We start from the raw sequence: 21,175 nt of genomic DNA, 5'->3' as shown, positions 1-21,175 counted from the left end.
CCATACTACGCTGGACCCAATGAAGCGCATTTTCCGGCAATTACTCGCGGACGAGGAAGGCACCTTCGATATCGAAACCGGCCAGCAACCCCGCACCGGGTTTGCCTACGCCCCTACCGCAACGGCGCTACTGAAAGCAGATGAGCCCACTCCGGACGCGATACGCACAGCCCTCGCACGAGCCAGGCGAGAGGGCGCACGCTATTTCAGTACCTGGCGCCACCCAGGCGGCCCTTTAGTATTTTTTGCTACGTCGGTTACCCAAGACGAATCTCTCGCTCGCGAGCACGTTGCCGCCACGGGACAACGCACCTACTTCGATCTAGAGCGCGGCCACACCGTTACCGTGCGCGCTCACTAGGCTAGAGGCTTATGGGATTAAAAGATGCACTTGCTCGGCTCACCGGCACGCAGTCCCCGCGCTTAGCGCACCCCGATTCCACTGCCCCCACTGCCCAGGTGGAAAGGCTGGAAATCCACACCGCCGGCTCATTGATCATAGTGGTCACCAATCAGCCCGGCGCGGAGGTTCTGCGCGAGATAGCCCGCTCCCGCGAGTCGGCCACCCTGGTTTCTCCCACCGCAACGGTTCATTTCCCGGCTGCGAAGAAGGATGCCCTGCCCATCAAGGATCCCCGGCGCGGCTGGGTTATTCCGCTTACGCCCGCGCTTGCCGACGCCCTCTTAGACCACCTTCCCCGCCCCGGCGAATATGAGCTCTCCCCCGCCTTGGCTTTAGTAGTCGAATAACTTTTGAAAGGAATCCGCACATGCTCCTGTTGCCCTTTGCTGGAAAGAAGCCACGCATCCATCGCAGCGCGTGGATTGCCCCTAATGCCACCATCATTGGAGACGTTGAAATCGGCCCGGAATCCTCCGTGTTTTATGGCAGCGTGCTGCGCGGTGATGTTGGGGAAATTCGGATCGGTGCGCGGTGCAATATTCAGGACAACTGTGTCTTCCACGTGGAAGAAGATACCCCCTGCGTACTGGAAGATGATGTCACGGTGGGGCACATGGCAATGGTCCACGCCGCACACGTGGAGGTAGGTTCTTTAGTTGGGATGTCCTCCTCGCTACTTTCGCGCTGCACTATAGGTGCGGGCTCGCTTATCGCCGCCGGTGCCGTGGTACTGGAGGGCACAGAAATCCCGCCGCGCAGCCTCGCCGTCGGCGTGCCGGCCAAGGTCCGCCGCGAACTCAGCCCAGAGGAGTCGGAAGCTTTCATCCCACATGCGGCGCGCTACGTGGAGTGCGCCCAGCGCCAATCTAATGAGGCATTAAGCCTGGATGAAGTCCTCTTTGATTAGAGCGACAATACGCCCATGAGGATAAGAAAGATCGCCACGAGGTAACCACCAAAGAGCGCCACTTGGGTGCTATTGGCACGGGCAGCGGCAAAAAGCCTGCCCGCCGCCGAATCGGGATGTGCGCGCACCACAGCGATAAATAGGCCGCAGATGGTAGGCAAGGATAGAGCTAGGCTGGCATACCACACTAGGCCTCCATATTGTGCTGCTGGAGAGATATCTTCTGTGGCCAAGTGCATGAGCCCGTAATAAAAAGGCACCGAGGTCAGTGATTGCACCACACCCATCACAAAGCCGATGAGTGCCGTAATCAGCGACGGCGTGCGGAGCGGCTCTAGTAGCCGGTTGACCAAGGCGTTGGGTTTCCCTTTGGAGCGCCACGAGCCGATAGCCACGGCGATGCCAACTGCGACCAGCACCCAGCCGGCAATGGGCGAGCTCAAAATGGCCTCAATTTGATCTTTTACCCCAAGCAGCAAAAACATGACCACGGCCGCTGCAACGAGCACCCCGACCCAATCTCCTACCACCACCAATGCGGCGATGCGCCGGTACTTACCGCGGGGCAAGATGATGCCGATGGCCACAAGGATGCCAATAAGCAAGGCATTAACGGAATCCAAAAGGGCGAAACTAACGGCATGGAGCATGCCGGATAGTCTACCGCTCCACGCCGAAATCTCCGACGCTGCAGAGATTGAATGTTTTATCTCTCGAGAGCGTCAATTTATGATGCACCACACGTACCTTTGCGTACACTCAGTAATTTTGCATAGACTGTGCAATGTTTCTTATGAAATGCAATCTTTGCTCGCGGATCGCATATCCGCGCTTATCCGCGCGCATAACATTGCCCGTTCACTCGACTAGAAAGCACGCATATGTCTAAATTTCTCTACCGACTAGGAAGTTGGTCATACCGCAAGGTATGGCCCTTCCTGGCCTTTTGGCTTATCGTCTTGGTGGCCATGGTGGGCCTAACCGCCGGCTTTGCCAAGTCGCCGAACCCCAACTTCTCCATGCCGGAGATGGATTCGACCACCACCCAAGACAAGATGATGGAACGCTTTGGCCAAGACACCGATGCCATGAGCGCTCCCGAGGGCACAGTGGTTATCCAAGCACCGGAGGGCAAAGACCTCACCGATAAGCAGGTGGCCGGCGAGGTGGATAACCTCCTCGGTGACCTCAAGGACACCGGTGCGCTCAAGGACCAAGACAAGCTGGTCAGCCCGGTTATGGCCGCCGCTGGCATGGAAAAGCAAATGGGCGAAAAAATGAAGGCCCAGCACATGCCGGAGGAGCAGGTGAAGAAGAACCTGCAACAGCTCTCCCCTCTCAGCGAGGATAAAACTACCGGTACCGTCACTATTACCTTCAACTCCGACAATGTCATGGACATCCCGGAAGAGGATATGACTGCGGTAACGGATGTGTTGAACAAGTACGACGAGGGCGAGCTCACGGTCAAGTACCAGGGCAATGCTTTTAACTCCGCTGGTCAAGAGATGGGTGGCAGCGCCGAAATTATCGGCCTTATCGTTGCCGCAATCGTGCTGCTGATTACCTTCGGTTCCTTCGTCGCCGCCGGCATGCCGCTTATTTCCGCCATCATCGGTGTGGGCATCGGCATCCTTGGCGTGCAGGTTTCCACCGTATTCACGGATACCATTTCCGATATGACCCCGACCTTGGCCTCCATGATCGGCTTGGCGGTCGGCATCGATTACGCACTATTTATTGTTAACCGTTTCCGCAATGAGCTCATTACCTCCTCTGGCCTCAATGATCTTTCGCCTAAGGAACTAGCCGCAGAGCTCAAGAAGATGGATAAGGCCACCCGTGCTCACGCCATGGGCATGGCGCTGGGTACCGCGGGCGGTTCCGTCGTCTTCGCCGGCACCACCGTGGTCATTGCCTTGGCCGCTCTGACCATCATCGGCATTCCGTTCCTGGGCACCATGGCGATCGCCGCGGCAGCAACGGTCATCATCGCAGTGCTCGTTGCCAATACCTTTATCCCTGCCCTGCTGGGACTTTTGGGCACCAAGATTTTTGCCGGCCGCGTCCCCGGCCCCAAGGTGCCGGACCCAGAGGACGAAAAGCCCACCATGGGTCTGCGTTGGGTGCGCCGTGTGCGCGCCCATCCGTGGCTGCATCTTATCGCCGGCGTCGTCTTGCTGGGCATCCTGGCTGTACCATTCGCCCAGCTGCGCTTGGCCATGCCCACCGATGGCACCGCGAAGCCGGGTACCCCGCAGCGCGAGGCCTATGAGATTACGGCAGATGCCTTTGGCCCAGGCCGCAATGCGCCAATGATCGCCTTCGTTGACGTAGCTAACGTGTCCGAACAGGATCGCATGCCGGCGTTCCAAAACCTGCTGCAGGAATTCAATAGCACTTCGGGTGTAGAAAACGCCCAGATCGTGCAGACCACTGACAACGGTGATGCTGCACAGATCATGATCACGCCAACCACTGGCGCCACCGATGAAGAAACCACCGAGACCCTCAACCACCTGCGCGATTACCAGGGTGAGTTTGAAAAGACCGGCGGCTCTTATGGCATCACCGGCATCACCCCCATCTTCGATGACATTTCTGAGCGCCTCAATAACGTGCTCATTCCTTATGTAGCCATCGTGCTGGGCTTGGCCTTCATCGTCTTGATGCTGGTCTTCCGCTCCATCTGGGTACCGCTTATCGCCGCAGCCGGCTTCGCTTTGTCGATGGCCGCGACCTTCGGCATCACCGTAGCCATTTGGCAGGAGGGTATGTTCGGCATCGTCGATGACCCGCAGCCGCTTCTTTCCTTCCTGCCCATCATGCTCATCGGCCTTACCTTCGGCCTGGCCATGGACTATCAGGTTTTCTTGGTCACCCGCATGCGCGAGGGATTTGTCAATGGCAAAACGGCTGGCAACGCTACCTCCAATGGCTTTAAGCACGGCGCCCGCGTGGTAACCGCTGCGGCCCTGATTATGATTTCGGTCTTCGCCGCCTTCATTTTGATGGACGAGCCGTTTATTAAGACCATGGGCTTTGCCCTGGCTGCTGGCGTGCTTATCGACGCCTTCGTGGTCCGCATGATGATCATCCCGGCCACCATGTTCGTGCTGGATAAGAAGGCATGGTGGTTCCCACGTTGGTTGGATAAGATCACCCCAAACATGGATATTGAGGGAGAGGCTTTGCACTCTGAGCGCGAGGAGCTCTTGCGCACCCAACGGGAGAAGGTAGGCGAAACACACCGTGACTAGTCTGCGCGAAGAAAAGAAGCGAGCTACTCGTCAGGCCATGGCCGATGCGGCAGCGCGCCTCGTCCTCGAGGGTGGCGCTGAAGCTGCCACGGTTTCAGGCATAACTGCCGCCGTCGGGGTTTCCCCGCGCACCTTCCATAACTACTTCTCCTCGGTTTCTGATGCGCTGTTGTCCTTTGGCACCAATGTGCTTGCCGAGTTTTCTAAGGAAGTGCCCACCGTCTTTCCTAACTCATCCATTTCTGAATTCTTCGAACAGGTAACGCTCGATGCCACCGAAAATGAAGGAAAAGAGTTGCATTCCATCACCTCTCTTTTCACTATCGGCGAGGCTTTAGAAAACTTGAGCCATACCACCGAAGAGCGCCAACAATTCCAGGTCGTATCCGAGCAGGTTTTGGAAGCTTTCCACCAACGCGTTCCGGATAAATCGCGCTTTGAGGTCGCGGTCATCCTCCAGGCCTGTGCGGGCGCCGCCGCGGTGAGCATGAAAGAAATCCACCGCCGCTCCCAGGCCGAAGAATCACTGAGTGCTCACGCCAAGCATGAGATAGTACGCACGGCCTTTGCCGCCGTGCGCGCCATCGACTAGCTAGCCTAATGGGCGCTTTAATCCGTATGCTCGGCAGTAGTTATGGATAAGAAAGCCCCTATATCGAGCACCGCGCATAACGCCCGCTTCATTCAGGCGGGCGTTAATGCCGCATTTCAAGACCGCATTGGGAAGGCGACCGACGTGGAATTTAATTTCCTCGGCCCCTCCACGGATGGTAAAGGCGATTTTGTCACCGATCAGCTAGTGGAGGCGAGGATAAGTTCCACGCAGCAGGTTTCTGATTTCCGTGGCGTGCGGCTAGCCGTCATTTCTGCCGACACCTGGCACTGGACCACCACGGCCACCGAGAATTGTGCTGATTTGCCACAGAGTATCTCGATGACGAGAGACCCTGAAAGCATGATTGCTTTAGCTTCCCTCATCGTGGGCAATATGCCGATACTTCGGGCCCAGCAGGGTGAGCACGTGGCTATCGTTGCGGTAGATTTTCACCCTCGCCTGGAGTTTCGCCAGGCCCTGCTGCACGGCCTGCGGCACAGCAGAGCGGACGAGGATGAAAAGGCCCCTACCCTCACCCTTGCTCGTTACTTGGACATGGACTCCACCGAGGAAGAGCCGTACGTGCATTTTTCCGATGGCACCACGGTGTGTTTCGAACCAGCCGACCACGGCGTGCACAAGATTTCCAGCATCACCCCGGGTTTTAGCGCCACCAGCATCCTCGAGGATGCCTTTTATCTCGGTGTGGAGAACCAACTCTATTTCCAGGGCCGTTTCCCCGCCGCCACAATTGACCTCGATGTAGACAAGGCCACCGCTACCGTGTCCTATCGCGGTGGGCAGTTTGCGGCGAAGGCGGTGCTTATAGCCACCATATCCGCTGAGGAATTCACCTGGGCTTGGGCCGATCCTTCGCTTAAGGACTCTGCGGCCGCCCGGTGGGCAGGCAGTTTGGCACGCTTTGGCATGAACGAGGTCGTCCCCGAGTTGGTTCGCCCACACCTTCCGCTCCAGCTGGCGCGCAGGCAACAACTGCCCCACCTGGCTTTGCCTATCCTTGGCATCTGGACGCTGGCTGGCACTACGCTTTCCGACGGCCGCGTGGGCCTCGTCCTCCTCGATGCGCCGGAGCTGCACTTGCCCAAGCCTACGCCCACCGCCACAGCGGCAACGTTAGAAGTTAGCCCTCCCGATTGGCTCGATGCAGATCGTGCCCGCGCCGCCTACGCGTCATTTCGCGGGGTGGACGTGTAGGGCGCTGCGGATGGCGTCCACGTCGACGTCGTCAAGCGCAGCTGGCTCAAACGCTGCATCGTTGGTTTTGTCTACCAAAACCGCACGCACTCCCTCGGCGAAGTCCGCCCGCCGATACATAAAGGCGCCCAGATTGGTTTCCATGTCCAGCGCCTCCCGCACGCTGCTGCACTCCTGCTCGGCGCGGAATAGCTCCATGGCTGCGACGATAGAGGTGGGGCAGGCCTGCGCAGTCAGCTCCCCTACCAGCTGCTTGAGCTCTGGGTGACTATCCAAGGCCGCGGTGATATCCTGCCAGGTCTCGTGGGAGAAGGCGTCTTCGATGGAATCAATAAGCTCAATCAAAGCGGGCTCACCCGCGGGTTCGGTGGCGTGCTGGGTTAGCGCTGCGGCCATGCCCTGCTCAATTACCGCGTGAGCAAAAGCCTCTGCGTCTGCCACGTAGTGAGTGGCCAACCCACTCCACAGGAGGTCTGCGGCGTACATGCGATACCCGGTAATACCCCAGAACTTCGCTAGCTCGGGCGAGGCCTTTCCGCGCGTTCCCACCGCGCGCTGGGCGGCATAGGCCATGCCTACGTCGGTGACGTAGCCGATATTCATCTCTGGCATAGAAGCAAAGGTCTTATCCGTAACTACTCGATGGGATCCATGGGCGGAGATACCCAGGCCACCTCCCATAGCGATGCCATCGATGAGCGCGATAACTGGCTTGGGATACTCCGCGATATCGCCGTTTAAGGTGTATTCATCCGCAAAGAACGTGTCGACTTCGCCTAATTTTCCTTCCAGGACCCTTTCGCGGGCATAGCGGACGTCACCACCGGCGCAATATGCCTTTGGGCTGGCCGAGAGAAAAAGCACCTGCTCCACCTCATCGTTTTCACGCCACTGCGCTAGCGACGCCGCGATGAGTTCTACCATCTCCGGGGTGAGGGAATTGAGAGCCTTGGGACGGTTGAGTTCAATCACTCCGGTATGGTTACGGATTGAGGACACGATGGGTGAAGCGTTGGTCATACCCCCTAGTGTGACACACAGCTCACCCCCTTAGCCACCATTGATTGATTCACAGATAGGTTCGGATTTTGCTCCCACAGCTCATCGCCCTGGATATGGACGGCACCCTACTGGACGGCAACGGCCAACTTCCACCAGATTTTTCCGCGATCAGCACCCGCGCCCGCCAGCTCGGCGTCACCCTTGTCCCTGCCTCGGGCCGCCAGCTTGCCACCCTGCAAGAAATGTTTCCGCATGAAGATACCTTCATTGCAGAAAATGGCTCCGTCGTCGTGCACGATAATCGGGTCATTAGCGCTACTACCCTGCCCACCGCGGCAGTCCGCGCTGCCGTTGCCGCTCTCCGCACTGTCGACGCCGCGCATACCGTCGTGCTGTGTACCCCAGATACCGCTTTTGTCCACAAGGGCGCCGATGAGCAGGCCCGCGCAGAAATTTCCAAGTACTACAGGTCAGTGGAATGGGTAGATGACCTCGGTGCCCTTCTCGACGCGGACATCATCAAAATCGCGGCTTACTGCGCCGACGGCAGCGAAAAGCACCTCCACCAGCCTCTCCTCGCGGCCGTTCCGGAGCACAATATCGCCATTTCCGGCGCCGTCTGGCTCGACGTCATGGCCGCGGGCGTCAATAAAGGCGAAGCGCTACACACCATGGCCGAGCTCCTCGCGGTTCCCATGTCTCGCACCGCCGCCTTCGGCGATTTCCTGAATGACTACGAGCTCCTCCGCGAGGCCGGCACTGCTATCGCAATGGAAAATGCGCACCCAAAATTGAAAGAAATCGCCGATCTCATAGCCCCACCCAATACCGAATTTGGTGTCATGACAGTCCTGCGTCAGCTTTTTGACAGCGAAGAGTCCTAGAATCGAATTTTCGTCTCCGGCCCGCGTGCCGCTTCTTTACTTCACCCTCATGGGAGAAAACCTCGTACGCAGGCTAAAATAGTCCGTTTAGAAAATATACGTAGTGCTTTGGGAGTTTTTGTGAAGCAGATTTTGCGCTCACTGCTGGGCAAGAAGAAACCTGGGCGTTCAGATGAACCACGCCCATCGGTCTATCAGGCAGTAAAGCCCAAAGCTGGCTCCACCAGTACATCTCGCCCTTCTGAGAACAAGGCCTCCGCGCCCCAAAAATCAGACAACACCGAGTCCACCACCGGTGCAAAGCCCACGACGCCGCAAGGCAAGTCCAAGGACCAAGCCAAGGAGAAGCCTACAAAGGCCCCCGAGGCCAAACCCGCGGCTGAGGGCACCCCCCGCCCCAGCACCGCGAAACCGCACGCTTCTCAGACCAATTCCGCTCAACCGCAACAGGTTAAGCGGTCCGCGCAGACACCTGCAGCCAAGGAGCCAAAGGCCAAGCCTGCCACTCAAAAGTCTGCGCCTAAGCCTGCCGGCGCCAAGCAAGACGCGCCAGGGGTTTCTCCTAAAGCAGCTACAAAGAAGCAGGCAGAATCGCGCGCGCCGGAAAAGAAGCCACAGCGCAACGCACATGAGCCGGTTCAGCGTCCACGCCGCGGTGCGAATTTTAGTACCCCGCCTACCCAGGCCGCCTCAAAAGACGACTCTGCCCGTGGTGCTTCCCCTAAACCTGCCGCAAAGCCTTCTCGGCAAGAGACCGGAAGGCCCTCACAGCAGGCTCGGCCTGCCACGCAAAAGCCAGCGCAGCCTCCCAAGCCATCCACTCCGCCTAGCGCAAAAAAGGCTTCCCAGAAAGCGGCGGCACCGCGCTCGTCCGCAACTGAAGCAAAGACGGTTTCTAAACCGGCCGCACAACAAAAATCCCATCCGCAACAGCCCAAGCCTGCCACCACCAAACCGTCCCCAAGTAAACAGCAAACGCACAAGCCAGGCCCACAGAAACGCGTACAGACACACCCGACAAAGGAACAGTCCAAGCCACAGCCATCATCACCTAAGAAGAAGGCTCAGCCTTCTAATCGTTCCCAGCCATCTCAAGGCAAAAGTTCATCGCGCACGCCTACGGCACCACAGCAGAAGTCTGCCCCAGCAGCATCATCGAACGCCCCAGCGCCGAAGAAGGGCACCACTGCCCCAAAGCCACAGGAAAACACCCCAAAGGGCGCAGCGAACGCTCCCCAAAAGCAAACTAAGCCGGCTCAGAATAAATCCGCCGCCAAGGAGGAGAAGGCAGCGCCAGCAAAGCCTCAGCAAGGCAGCCCTTCACAAACCAACCTCCACAAGCAGCAGCCGCAGGGACAGCAGCCACGGCCCAAGGAGTCTATGCCACAGGGCAAGGCCAAGAAGGCTACAAAGCTGCGTCCACAGGTAAAGCCAAACGATATCAGCCGCGGATTGGCCCGAAAGTCACAACAGGTAGGCACTCCCACCCCGGCTCAGCAAAATCCAGCACGCGCTGCCCAGAAGTCAAAGGATAAGCAACAGCCTGAACAGCCTCAGCCGAAGCAGGTAAAGCCCCAAGCTGCTTCTAAGGGAGCATCTGCCAAGGCAGGCAAGTCCGCGGCTGAGGGTGCCATCGCGGGGTCGGGTGCGGTAGCCGCTACCGCCGCAGAGAAGAAGCGCGAAAACGCGCAGTCGCCCCAGTCACAGCAACCAGCGTCCGATAAGAAAAAGGCCCAAGCTGTGGCGACGCAGGCACCAGCGGCTGCGAATAAACCTGCACCTCAGAAGGCTCCGGCTGGGCAGTCAGAAGGCAAGTCCAAATATCCGCTTCAAAAACAGACCAAGGACCCTGAGGCGCTGGCGACACCGCCGGAGAGCAAGGTAGTCAAGAAGAAGCGCCATGCCCGCCTCCGCCAGGTCAAGGGGCTTGACGGACTGCGCGGCCTCGCGGTCATTGCCGTGGTGCTCTATCACTTCTTCCCTGCCCTCCTTCCCGGAGGTTACTTGGGCGTTGACCTCTTTTTCGTCCTTTCCGGATTCCTCATCACCTCGTTGCTGGTGCGTGAATTCCGTACCTCCGGCAGGATTAGCTTGAAGGACTTCTGGGTGCGACGATTCCGGCGTATCCTCCCAGCCGCAGTATCAGTTCTCGTCATGTGCACCGCACTGGTGGCATGGATCGGCGGGGACTTAGCGGTGGGCTTGCGCCAACAGTTCTTGGGCACTTTGTTCTTTGTCAATAACTGGACACAGATTGCGACCTCCCAGTCCTACTTCGCGGACAATGAGATTCAGGTCTTTGCCCACTATTGGTCGCTGGCCGTGGAAGAGCAGTTCTATGTAATTTGGCCGCTCCTTATCACGGGCATTTTCCTCATTTCTCGCCATAAGCCGCGCCGACTTCCTATCCTCGTGTCCACGCTTTTAGCCCTCGGATCCGCCGTGGCCATGGCGCTTATCTTCGTGCCCGGTGAGGACCCGACGCGTGTCTACTACGGCACAGACACCCACGCTTTTGGCCTGCTCACTGGCGCCGTGCTGTCTCTCCTGATGACTTCTACCCAATCGAATCCACAGGCCGATTCTTGGGCCGCGGCGGGCAAGGCTGAATCCCGCATCGCTGGAGTCATCGGCACTTTGGCTCTCATCGGCTACGGTGCGCAGCTATTCCTCATGCCGGATGACGCGGAGTTCACCTACCGCGGTGGGCTCTTCCTCACCAGCGTGCTCGGTGTCCTTATGGTGTGGGGCGTGGTCCGCGAATACGGTCCTATGACCCCGCTATTTAGGACCAAGGTCATGCGCTGGTTTGGTCAGCGGTCCTTTTCGCTATATCTCTGGCATTGGCCGGTCATCATGATGCTCAAGGCGCTTTTCGAGGGCAACCAGAATTCCGATAAATCGTGGATTCTGGGCCTGGTGGTCGTACCTATTTCGCTGCTACTGTCCGAGATTTCCTACCAGTTCATTGAGAATCCTTTCCGCCGCGGCGGCTATAAGAAGACATGGAACACCTACTGGTCGTCCCGCCCAGGTTTTAGCGAATTGCGCGACGGATTTGGCAAAACCATGTGGCCGGTAGTCCCGTTCCTCGTCATCGCCTCGGTGGCCGGGGTAGTCTACGGCGTAATTAACTCCAGCGATAAGACCGAGTTGGAGCAGCAATTAGAGCAGCTTCAGCAGCAGAACCAGAGCAGCAACAATGCTCCGGCTCAACCTAATGATGCTGCCCCGCAGCCGCCTGTCGCGGGCGACGCCGACAAGGATGACTCGAAGAATACGAAGACCCGCCCCATGCCGCAGGGCAAGGACATTACCGCCATCGGTGACTCAGTGATGCTGGCTTCTAGCGGCGCCCTCAAACAACGCTTCCCGCAGATTTACGTCGACGCAGACGTATCCCGCCACTACACTGCAGGCATTCAGATTCTGCAGCAGCTCAAGGATTCCGGAAAGCTGCGCGATACCGTCTTCCTCGGGTTCGGTACCAATGGCCCTGCCTTCCCGGATCAGATCAAGGAAGCTCTCGATATCATCGGCAAAGACCGCACCGTTGTCATGGCTGTACCCTATGGTGACCGTGAATGGATGTCCCAGTCCCAGCAGGATGTCCTCGACGCAGCCAAAGAATACGACAATGTATACGTCGCTGACTGGTGCGGACACGCTCAGAGCGACCCCGCAATCCTCTATTCCGATGGTGTTCACCCAATGCCAGAGCGCACCGGCGAGTACTCGGACGCATTCTACGATGCTCTGCAGCAGTACTCGAAATACGACAAGACCGTGTCCTCGCAGTGCGTGCCGCAGTAAGGCAAAGGCAATATGGGGAGGTAACGGCGTCGGCAAGCGCCTAGCCCCTCCCCCGCCCTTCGCGCTCACGGAGGGCTCGTGCTCCACGGATAGCAACGACCACAGTGAGCGCGAAGGGTAGTGAGCTAAAGAGAAAAGGCTCGTCTTCTACCACGTGGTAGAGGACGAGCCTTTTCTCTTTAGGATTAGTCGACGGAAAATTCGCCCATCTTGTCCCAGCCGGTGCGGCCGTCAATATGGACGTTAATGATGTCTGGGGTTTCCACGAGGTACTTCGGGAACTCCTCGGTCGAGCGCTGGAAGTGCTCGCTCTGGACGTGCTCGACATCCTTGCCGTCGGCGTAGGACTCCAGAAGCAAGAAACGCTGACGATCTTCTGGATCGCGGAACCACTTGAAGTCGATGCAGCCCGGCTCTGCATTGCAGGCCTCGGTGTACCAGTTGATTTCATCGAGGAAGGTCTCTGCGTATTCGGGCTTGACGTGGAACTGTACGTTGATCAAAATCATGCCCCGATTCTACCGGCGCCGTGCGGCTTCGTCATCGTTGCAGATGAATGCTAAGAACGCGGCGGAATCGAGGCTTGGGGAAAAGTTTAGTTGAGGAAGAACTCCGCAACATAGATGTAGGTCCCGTCGTAGGCGGTTGCCACGCCAAAGCCGTGCTGGGGAGCAGCGTTGACCGGGACATCGCGGTTGAACCAGTTCAGGCGATCTTGCGCCTGCTGTTCGCTAAGGCGACGAACTGTGCCCTGGCCCTCGTCCTTGTGATTCAAACCGTGAGCAATGCCGCCCTTGTACTCAAGCTTGCCGGCAGCACCTTGATTGGCCCATTCCTGGGCGATAGCCGCTGCACGCGCATCTTTATGGTGCCCAGCCTTTTCGAGGTGGGCGGTGGTGGCGGCGCCTAGCTGGCCGGCAACCTTGGGCGCCTGGCCCACCGGTTTGGCGAGGAATTCTGGCAGCGGGATATTGTACTTCTCAGCCAGCTCATAGGCCTGCGGCGGCAGGGTGAGGCGGAAATCTTCTAAAGCGGCGAAAGGATCAGAAGAAAGCTGCTGAGCCTGCGAAGAAGCCTGCTGGATCTGTGGCGGCAAGGCCGGCTGAGCAGAGGCCACGGTGGAAGTACCGGTGACGACAAGAGCGGTGGATACGGTGGCTACGATTGCGCGGTGAGAAAGCTTCATGCCCTCCACCGTGCCATAAAGCACAAGCAGTGTGGAAGGCGTTTCCGTGGTGCTCAGGCATTTCGATACAACTTTGTTATGGTCCCCCGTGTCTTATGACCGACAGAGATAATGGGACAATTGCCCACAGCGAATTTTTCTTTAGTACTGCGAAAGGTTGTTGACTGTTGCTGGACGTATTGACCGGTTTTGCAATCATTTTCGTAGTCATCGGTGTGGGATTTGTGCTGGCGCACAGGGGCGTTATTGGCAAAGGCGAGGCACGATTGCAATTCAATCGAACGGCCTTTTGGGCGGCCACGCCGGCACTCATTTTCTCCAGCGTGGCTAAATCCGATACCTCTGCCTTCGTGTCCCCAGTGGTGGCTGTTATAGCTGCTGCATCCATCGCCACCATTGCGTTGTATTGGCTGTGTAGCCAGCTATTCTTTTCCCGCAGCGGTGCCGAAACCATGGCCGGTGCCGCAGCGGCAAGCTATTACAACTCAGTCAATATCGGTCTGCCCATCGCTACCTATGTCATTGGTGATGCCACGTATGCTATCCCGGCCTTAGTTCTGCAAATGGCGGTGCTTTCTCCGTTTATCATCGCGGGGCTCAATGCGCAGGGTACAAGCCTGCAATCTATATGGCGCTCCGTAGTCTCAGGGGTTACCGCGCCCGTAGTGTTGGCAGCGGTGGCGGGATTCATAGTCTCCGCGGCAAGGTGGCAGGTACCGGAAGTAATAATGAAGCCACTGGAGATTCTGGGCGGCGCCTCTATCCCCATGATTCTCATGAGCTTTGGTGCCTCTTTAAAGGGCGACGCGCTGCTGGAGGAAGACCGCCTGCCCACCATTACCGCGACGGTATTGAAGTTGGTGGGAATGCCCGCTATCGCGCTGGCCGTTGGTGCAGCGCTAGGTCTTGACGGCGCGGAGTTGTATGCTGCGTTAATTCTGGCTGCCTTGCCCACGGCACAGAACGTGTACAACTATGCCGCCACCTATGAGGTAGGAGAAACCGTAGCCCGGGATACGGTTTTTCTCACGACCTTCCTCTCGCTGCCGGCGATGTTGGCGATCGCGGCCCTGTTTGGCTAAACACCTAGTAAACGCCGACGTCGAGCGCGGCGAATTCGTGCTGTAGCTCATCGGGGTCGATGGCTCCTGCCACGTCTGGACCTGCGATGGCGGCAAAGCCATCAAGTACCGATGCTCCATAGTTGTGACCGTGCCCATCGGAAACGTCTTTTGCACCGGGCAGATCGGCCGCCACTTGGAGAGAGGAGATGATGGGCATCCATCGCATCACGCGCTCGGCAGAATACGGCGTCCGTTCGCGCATCCAATCCGGCTCTTTGAAAGCCATCTGTGGAGACCACCAGGCCACTGGGTCCGAGGGATGTTGGATATAGAGCATGCGGGTGCGTCCCCACTCTTCTTCCGGCACCGGTCCCCACTGGCGTACCTGCGCGTCATCGTTAGCAAAACGCACCACGAGGCCCCCGGCGTATTCGGGGGAAATTTCGGAGGATCCGGGATCACGCCTTTCCACAAATTGCGTGCGCAGGCGATTGAAGTGCGGCGGGCCGGTAAGGAGGATTCCGTCCACAGAATTGGCAATATCACGCACTCCAGAAAACGCTGCTTCGATGCCCGTAGTACCCAAGGATTCGCCGTATAAGTAGAGCTTCGGGCGCTTGCGTTCTGGCAGACCGTTCCACCAGTCCACGATGGGGTTGATGAACTCTTCCCCGGCGCGCTCTACCTGGCCACCGCCCGATAGGAAGTGCAGGGCGGAAGGCATAGCGGAGTATTGGGCAGCCGCAATGGCGGTATCGCCACCGTAGAGTAGTTCGAAGGCTTGAGCAGAATAGGAAGACACCCAGCCCGTACCGGTGGTCATAATGAGAAGCAGGGCTTTGCGGTCTTGGGCGTGGGTGCGCTCGAGTTCGTCGATGAGCAGCTGCGCTCGCTCCTCATTCGAGTCACGATTGCCCAATCCGGCATAGGCGCGGATGGGTTCCTTGGCAGGCTTTCCGCTTACCTTCTCCAATTCCGCGCGGTGCGCACCGGAAGAAAGGAAACGCGAGCCCTGCAGGCCCACGCCGTTCCAGTCCACACGGGACTGCGGGGAACCACTGCGCTCTGCGGACATAGGCCGCTTCATGGCGGGATCGGGGTCGGCGTTTTGAGCGGTAAAGATCCTCTCGCCCACGCCAACGATGGCGCCAGGGATGAGGTTTTCCACGGTATACGTGCCCACTAGGGCAACGATGAGCACCGCACCCACGACGCGGTAGGCGGCGCGAAAGCGGTGGGGAAAGTGGCTGGAGAGCCAACGCACGCAAAAGCGCAGCACGCGCAGAATAAAAAGGAAAGCAGTGAATACTGCAAGAGCGAGCGGAACCACAAGAAGATAGCTGGCAATGGTCGGCGCTGGGGCGGCTAGGGCATCTGCAAGTTGACGCTGCCAGCGCACGGCGAAGACCGCAAAGCCCACCATCCACAGCACAAAAACTCCGGTGGCGATGCGAGAAGCAAGGCGGTAGCGCCGGGGCGGCCACGTGGTGGCATCGAGCCAGGAATACCGTGGTGCCGCATAACGCACTACGAGGCGGTACCACACGTGTTTGAGGGCAACACCCAGCGTATAACCAAGTCCTGCGGCAATGCCGGAGACCAGCCCTTGGTAGAGCCAGTCACGCGGCAGGAGGGATGGGGTAAGGCCTAGGGTAAAAAGCGCCGCAGCGCCGATAATGCCCCACAGGTCAAGGTGGCCGACGATATCGGCGATGCGGGCTTCTACCCTTCGAGCTTCTCCCCCAACTCTAGCCATTCCATCTCCAGTTCCTCGTAGGCGCTACGGTTGTCCTTTAGTTCTCCGTCTAGCTCGGTCAAGGCTTGAGTGTCGACCTTTTCCGCGGCAGTCGCCATCTTCTCATTAATCTGCGCGGCCGCCTTCTCGAGCTTGTGCATCTTGCGCTCCAGCGCGTTCATTTTCTTGGTGATTTCACGTTCTTGCTGGGAAGAGAGCTTCTTTTCCGGCTTAGGAGCAGAGCTGTCTGGCTTCCTTTCGCCCAAGTTGAGCACGCCGGAGTTGTGTTGCGCCTCAAGTGCGGCGCGCTTGCGCAGGTACTCATCGATGCCGCCGGGAAGGTTGGTGAGTTTGCCATCACCAAAGAGCGCATAGGTATTGTCCGCGATGCGCTCAATGAGGTAGCGATCGTGCGAGATAACCACCATCGTGCCCGGCCAAGAGTCAAGGAGAGACTCCAGTTCCTGTAGGGTATCGATGTCGAGGTCGTTGGTGGGCTCATCGAGCAACAGCACATTGGGCTCGGCCATCAGTACGCGGGTGAGCTGCAAGCGGCGGCGCTCGCCGCCGGAGAGATCCTCCACCGGGGTGCGCTGGCGCTTGGCGGAAAACCCTAGGCGCTCAGCAAGTTGGGAGGCAGAAAGTTCCTTTTTGCCGAGCTGGACATAGGTGGCAACGTCCTCGACGGCGTCGATAAGCCGACGCTGCGGATCCAAGTCATCGAGCTCTTGGCGCAACCAGCCAAGGCGCACGGTTTGGCCCTCGATGCGCTTGCCGGCCGCCAGCTCGTATTCGCCGGCCAGGGTGCGCAGCAGCGTGGTCTTACCGGAGCCATTGACGCCTACCAAACCAATGCGCTCGCCGGGGGCTAGGCGCCAGGTAAGGTGATCCGCCAAGGTGCGACCGTCTGGGGACTTCACGGTGGCATCCTCAAGCTCGATGACCACGCGACCTTGGCGCTGCTTAGAAAAGGCCATGAGCTCGACCTTATTGCGCGGCTCCGGCACGTCTGCGATGAGCGCCTCGGCAGCTTCAATCCGGTAGCGCGGCTTGGACGTGCGGGCAGGCGCGCCACGACGCAACCATGCCAGCTCTTTGCGGGCGAGGTTCTTGCGTCGCTGTTCCATGGCATCGGCCTGGCGGGCGCGCTCGGCGCGGGCGAAGGTCCAATCGTTGTAGCCGCCCTCGTAGGTATCAACCACGCCATCGTGGACTTCCCAGGTCCACGTGGCTACGGTGTCGAGGAACCAGCGATCGTGGGTGACCACGACTACGGCCAAGTTGCGCTTAAGGAGGTGATCTGCGAGCCACTGCACTCCCTCCACGTCAAGGTGGTTGGTGGGCTCATCGAGCACCACGAGATCCAAGTCCTGTACCAGCGCGGCGGCTAGGTTCACGCGGCGGCGCTCGCCACCGGAGAGTGAGCCAACTGGGGTATCCAATCCCAAATCCACAATGCCCAGGCCGCCCAAGACATCGCGCACCTTGGCATTGGATGCCCACTCATAGGTTTCCAGTTCGAGGGGTTCGATAATGACTTGGGCGATGGTCAGTTCATCGGGTAGATCGAAGCGCTGGGTGACCACGGCCATGCGTAGATCAGAGGTATGGGATACGCGGCCGGCATCGGGTGGTTCGATGCCGGTAAGTACCTCCAGCAAGGTGGTTTTGCCACCGCCATTAACGCCGACGATGCCGATGCGATCGCCGCTTTGCACACCTAGGGACACCCCGTCTAAAAGGGTTTTTAATCCATAAGTTTTGCTGACTTGCTCGAGGTTAATCAGGTTTGCCATAACGAGTGTCCATCTTAATACCTCCCTGCCTGTACCCCCGCATTTCTGCAACCTATTGCTATTGATTTTCAAGTCCAATACTCTGCCAATGTATGAAACGCTACACACTTTCTCTCTGCGCCGTGCTTTCCACTGCGGCGATAGCCATCGCTTCCTGCTCTGCCCCCACCGAGGAAGAAAAGGACTCACTGCACTCCCACGACCACGCACATAGCGAAGCCGAGCATGCCCATGAACACGACCATGACCATGACCACGAGCACGGCCATGACCACGCCGGACACTCACACGAAGGCTTTGAAGCCGAAGAGGGAGAAACCGAGGTAGCCCAGCTGCCCACCCGCATCGTTATCTCCCATGCGGATGGTCTAACCGCCTATGACGCCAAAACGGGCAAAGTAATCGGCGAGGACAAGATGAATGCCTTCCTTCGTCTCAGCGATGCCGGCGATAATCGCCACGTCATGGTCACTAAGGGCGATAGCTTCCTCACCTACGACACTGGGCGCATCACCAAGGGCCATGGCGATCACAACCACTACTACACCGCTGAGCCCGCGCTTGGCGACGCCCCCAATAAGGCACCGCATGCCGGCCACGTGGTCCACCACGATGGCTTTACCGCACTATTTTCCGATGGTGATGGCGTGGCAAAGATTTATAAGACCGAAGACATTGGCAAAAAGGACGCCCAGCCAGTCAATACCGTTGGCACCGGGGCCGCACACCACGGCGTGGCCGTACCGCTGAAGGATGGCTCGGTGGTCATCACTAAGGGCACCGAGGACGAGCGCCACACCATCCAGCATCTGGATAAGGAGGGCAAAGTTCTTACTGAGACCACCAAATGCCCTGGTGTCCACGGCGAGGCTGCCGCTGGAAACGGCAATATTTTCTTTGGCTGCGAAGACGGCCCGGTGGTCTTTGATGGCAAGGAGTTCCACAAGGTAGACGCCTCTGCTTATGCCGGTGCAGGCGGCTACCAGCGCTCTGGCAATGCCGCCGGTTCGGAGGAATCCGATGTCATCCTGGCCGATAATAAGACCGACAAAGACGCAGAGCTCGAACGCCCTACCTCCGTAACCTTGGTAGATACCAAGGATTTTTCGGCCAAGAAGGTAGACCTCGATGCTTCTTATTGGTTCCGCTCCCTAGCCCGCGGCCCGCTGGGCGAGGCACTTGTGCTGACCACCGACGGCAAACTCAACGTCATCGACCCAGATTCCGGTGAAATCACCAAGCAGATTGATGCCATCTCCCGGTGGAAGGAAAACAAGGAATGGCAGCAACCAGGACCTATCCTTCAGGCTGCCGATGGCTATGCCTTTATCACTGACGCCCAGAAGAAGCAGCTCGTAGTCATTGACCTCCTGCAGGAAAAGGAAGTCAACCGCTTCGACCTCGACATCGAGCCCACCGAAATGACGGTGCTCTAGCTACAGCACCACGGCGCCGCTAGCTGGCCCCTGGGTAGCCACTCCCTTGGTTCCGGGAATCTCCACCGTCACTTGGGACACTACTTCCTGAGCTTCTTCTGCCCCAGCGCAAAGGAAGGCACAGGTCGGACCACTGCCGGAGACAATCCCTGCTAGGGCTCCGGCGGCCACACCGGCCTCCAAGGTCTTGCGCAGGTCTGGGCGCAACGACAGCGCTGCCGGCTGCAAATCGTTATGCAAGTGCTGCGCCACTCGGTGCGGATCGCCCGAGATGAGCGCCTGCGATACCGCTGCGGTGTCCAGGTGTGGCTCACCGCCGCGGCCCTTTTCCCGCATCTCATCGAGCTTATGAAAGACCTGCGGGGTAGAAAGCCCACGGTCCGAGGCGATGAGCGCCCAATCGTAGGTACCGCGCGTCATCATCGGGGTCAGCTGCTCGCCGCGCCCCGTGCCGAGCGCGGTGCCTCCCAGCAAGGTGAAGGGAACATCCGAGCCCAATGCCGCGCCCAGCGCGTCTAGGATTGGCTCCCCCACCGAATCGATGCCGTAATAGCCGCCATAGCAGCGCTCGGCCAATCGCAGCGCGGCCGCCGCATCCGCCGAACCACCTGCCATGCCACCGGCGGTAGGAATGGCTTTGTGGATTTCCAGCGCTACCTCCGGCAGCGCCTTCGGCCCATGGGTGCTGTACAGGTACTGCATGATACGGTTTACCGCGGTCCACGCTAGGTTCGTATAGTCTTCTGGCACGCCCTGCGCGTGAGGGCCTGTAACCTTCAGGCCCTGAATGCGTGGCTTATCTACCTCGGGGTTCCCCAAGTCAGTCAGCGTTACTGTGTCATGTAGCTCTAAGGACTGAAAAACACTGGCAAGCTCATGAAACCCATCCTCTCGCGGTTCCTCCACTCCCAGGTGAATATTGACCTTGGAGTGAGCCCGCGCCGTGTAGACGAATGGTTCGTTATCGATGGGGGCGGTCATTAGATTCCTGCCAATCGTACGAAGTCCTCCACGGCGAGCTTTTCGCCGCGTTGCTTCGGATCGATGTCCGCAGCTCGCAATGCTTCCTCGGCGGCTGCTCCCGAACCAAAGTGACCCGACAATGCCGCACGCAGGGTCTTGCGGCGTTGGGCAAAGGCGGCGTCGATAACCGGCCAGACCTTAGCACGCGACTCGTCAGTGACGGGCCACGGAGCAGAGTCGAAGACGTCAATACGCACCAACCCAGACTCAATATTGGGCGCAGGCCAAAAGACGTTCTTACCAATAGTGCCCGCCTTGGAGACCTTGCCATAAAATCCCGCTTTGACCGAAGGCACGCCGTACACCTTGCTGCCCGGCTGCGCAGCTAGGCGGTCCGCCACCTCTAGCTGGACCATAACCAGCACGCGACAAATGGAAGGAAAAGTCTCCAATAGGTGCAGCAGCACCGGGACGGCCACGTTATACGGCAAGTTGGCTACCAGAGCGGTCGGCTCAGTGACGTCAGCTTCTGTTACCCGCAGTGCGTCCTTTTCCACCACCTGAAGACGCTGGGCATATTCCGGGGCGCGCTCAGCCACGGTATCGGGCAGCTGTGCAGCCAGGCGCGAGTCGATTTCTACCGCGGTAACTTTTTCCACAGCCTCTACCAGGCCGAGGGTTAGCGAGCCCAAGCCCGGCCCCACCTCGAGGACGCGGTCTGCGGGATCCAACTCGGCCGCAGCGACGATGCGCCGAATGGTATTCGGATCATGCAGAAAGTTCTGCCCTAGCTTCTTCGTGGGCACAATGTTGAGCTTCTCCGCGAGGGCGCGGATCTCTACGGGGCCCAAAAGCGCGGCGCCGGTGGAATCAGTCATGCCTTCTAACTTAGTAGAAGAGATGAAAAAGCCGCACA

At 58.7% G+C, this 21,175-nt stretch carries 18 protein-coding genes; 10 read left to right on the top strand and 8 right to left on the bottom strand.

Annotated elements, in window-relative coordinates; all coding sequences use genetic code 11:
* Positions 1-19 precede the first annotated feature (19 nt).
* From RAE07_RS06670 to RAE07_RS06660, 3 genes are read left to right on the top strand one after another with little or no spacing between them, the layout of a single operon-like run.
* Positions 20-361, top strand: a complete 342-nt coding sequence (locus tag RAE07_RS06670; RefSeq protein ID WP_234288113.1) for a hypothetical protein — start codon at positions 20-22, stop codon at positions 359-361.
* 11 nt (positions 362-372) lie between these two features.
* Complete coding sequence (locus tag RAE07_RS06665) at positions 373-750, top strand: hypothetical protein (protein ID WP_200287902.1); 378 nt, start codon at positions 373-375, stop codon at positions 748-750.
* Positions 751-770: 20 nt separating this feature from the next.
* A complete protein-coding gene (locus RAE07_RS06660) occupies positions 771-1,310 on the top strand; it encodes a gamma carbonic anhydrase family protein (protein WP_200287904.1) in 540 nt (179 codons plus the stop codon).
* Here RAE07_RS06660 and RAE07_RS06655 read toward each other — a convergent pair.
* A complete protein-coding gene (locus tag RAE07_RS06655; protein WP_200287906.1) occupies positions 1,307-1,960 on the bottom strand; it encodes a hypothetical protein in 654 nt (217 codons plus the stop codon). The genes RAE07_RS06660 and RAE07_RS06655 overlap by 4 nt on opposite strands.
* Before the next feature lie 231 nt (positions 1,961-2,191).
* Between RAE07_RS06655 and RAE07_RS06650 the strand changes: the two genes are divergently transcribed.
* The 3 genes from RAE07_RS06650 to RAE07_RS06640 are packed head-to-tail and all read left to right on the top strand — an operon-like array spanning position 2,192 to position 6,380.
* Positions 2,192-4,570, top strand: a complete 2,379-nt coding sequence (locus tag RAE07_RS06650; RefSeq protein WP_239207994.1) for an MMPL family transporter — start codon at positions 2,192-2,194, stop codon at positions 4,568-4,570.
* A complete protein-coding gene (locus RAE07_RS06645; RefSeq protein ID WP_239207993.1) occupies positions 4,563-5,162 on the top strand; it encodes a TetR/AcrR family transcriptional regulator in 600 nt (199 codons plus the stop codon). The genes RAE07_RS06650 and RAE07_RS06645 overlap by 8 nt, the downstream gene beginning before the upstream one ends.
* A gap of 42 nt (positions 5,163-5,204) precedes the next feature.
* Positions 5,205-6,380, top strand: coding sequence for a DUF6882 domain-containing protein (locus RAE07_RS06640; RefSeq protein WP_239207992.1), 1,176 nt, complete (start codon positions 5,205-5,207; stop codon positions 6,378-6,380).
* Here the strand turns inward: RAE07_RS06640 and RAE07_RS06635 are convergent.
* Positions 6,357-7,400 (bottom strand): 3-hydroxyisobutyryl-CoA hydrolase, encoded by a 1,044-nt coding sequence (locus RAE07_RS06635; protein WP_023021944.1) that lies wholly within the window; start codon positions 7,398-7,400, stop codon positions 6,357-6,359. The genes RAE07_RS06640 and RAE07_RS06635 overlap by 24 nt on opposite strands.
* 68 nt (positions 7,401-7,468) lie before the next feature.
* Between RAE07_RS06635 and RAE07_RS06630 the strand changes: the two genes are divergently transcribed.
* Together RAE07_RS06630 and RAE07_RS06625 are read left to right on the top strand one after the other, a co-directional pair.
* Positions 7,469-8,266 (top strand): Cof-type HAD-IIB family hydrolase, encoded by a 798-nt coding sequence (locus RAE07_RS06630; RefSeq protein WP_023021945.1) that lies wholly within the window; start codon positions 7,469-7,471, stop codon positions 8,264-8,266.
* A gap of 120 nt (positions 8,267-8,386) precedes the next feature.
* Positions 8,387-12,079: an acyltransferase family protein gene (locus RAE07_RS06625; protein WP_317001573.1), complete on the top strand. Its 3,693-nt coding sequence runs from the start codon at positions 8,387-8,389 to the stop codon at positions 12,077-12,079.
* A gap of 185 nt (positions 12,080-12,264) precedes the next feature.
* Here the strand turns inward: RAE07_RS06625 and RAE07_RS06620 are convergent, their stop codons facing one another.
* Together RAE07_RS06620 and RAE07_RS06615 are read right to left on the bottom strand one after the other, a co-directional pair.
* Complete coding sequence (locus RAE07_RS06620) at positions 12,265-12,588, bottom strand: putative quinol monooxygenase (protein WP_023021947.1); 324 nt, start codon at positions 12,586-12,588, stop codon at positions 12,265-12,267.
* Positions 12,589-12,674: 86 nt separating this feature from the next.
* A complete protein-coding gene (locus RAE07_RS06615; protein WP_200287916.1) occupies positions 12,675-13,265 on the bottom strand; it encodes a hypothetical protein in 591 nt (196 codons plus the stop codon).
* A 167-nt stretch (positions 13,266-13,432) separates the two neighbouring features.
* On the opposite strand from RAE07_RS06615, the gene RAE07_RS06610 reads away from it, so the two are divergent.
* Positions 13,433-14,347 carry an AEC family transporter gene (locus RAE07_RS06610; protein ID WP_239207990.1) on the top strand — a complete coding sequence of 305 codons (915 nt, stop codon included), beginning with the start codon at positions 13,433-13,435 and terminating at the stop codon, positions 14,345-14,347.
* Between the two features lie 4 nt (positions 14,348-14,351).
* Here the strand turns inward: RAE07_RS06610 and RAE07_RS06605 are convergent, their stop codons facing one another.
* Both RAE07_RS06605 and RAE07_RS06600 read right to left on the bottom strand, forming a co-directional pair.
* Positions 14,352-16,085, bottom strand: a complete 1,734-nt coding sequence (locus RAE07_RS06605) for an alpha/beta-hydrolase family protein (protein ID WP_239207989.1) — start codon at positions 16,083-16,085, stop codon at positions 14,352-14,354.
* Positions 16,052-17,860 carry an ABC-F family ATP-binding cassette domain-containing protein gene (locus RAE07_RS06600; protein WP_317001572.1) on the bottom strand — a complete coding sequence of 603 codons (1,809 nt, stop codon included), beginning with the start codon at positions 17,858-17,860 and terminating at the stop codon, positions 16,052-16,054. Before RAE07_RS06600 ends, RAE07_RS06605 begins: the two co-directional genes overlap by 34 nt.
* A 92-nt stretch (positions 17,861-17,952) precedes the next feature.
* Here RAE07_RS06600 and RAE07_RS06595 point away from each other — a divergent pair, with 92 nt between their 5' ends.
* Positions 17,953-19,296, top strand: a complete 1,344-nt coding sequence (locus tag RAE07_RS06595) for a hypothetical protein (protein ID WP_316328408.1) — start codon at positions 17,953-17,955, stop codon at positions 19,294-19,296.
* On the opposite strand, the gene RAE07_RS06590 is transcribed toward RAE07_RS06595, so the two are convergent.
* Both RAE07_RS06590 and rsmA read right to left on the bottom strand, forming a co-directional pair.
* Positions 19,297-20,277: a 4-(cytidine 5'-diphospho)-2-C-methyl-D-erythritol kinase gene (locus RAE07_RS06590; protein ID WP_239207986.1), complete on the bottom strand. Its 981-nt coding sequence runs from the start codon at positions 20,275-20,277 to the stop codon at positions 19,297-19,299. It lies immediately after the preceding gene.
* Positions 20,277-21,137, bottom strand: coding sequence for a 16S rRNA (adenine(1518)-N(6)/adenine(1519)-N(6))-dimethyltransferase RsmA (gene rsmA, locus RAE07_RS06585; protein ID WP_239207985.1), 861 nt, complete (start codon positions 21,135-21,137; stop codon positions 20,277-20,279). Before rsmA ends, RAE07_RS06590 begins: the two co-directional genes overlap by 1 nt.
* Positions 21,138-21,175: the final 38 nt, after the last annotated feature.

The organism is Corynebacterium nasorum (assembly GCF_032821635.1).
In the GTDB taxonomy this organism is placed as follows: Bacteria; Actinomycetota; Actinomycetes; order Mycobacteriales; family Mycobacteriaceae; genus Corynebacterium; species Corynebacterium kefirresidentii.
Note: the sequence above shows the minus strand (reverse complement) of the source record. Positions and strands in the feature narration are given on the sequence as shown.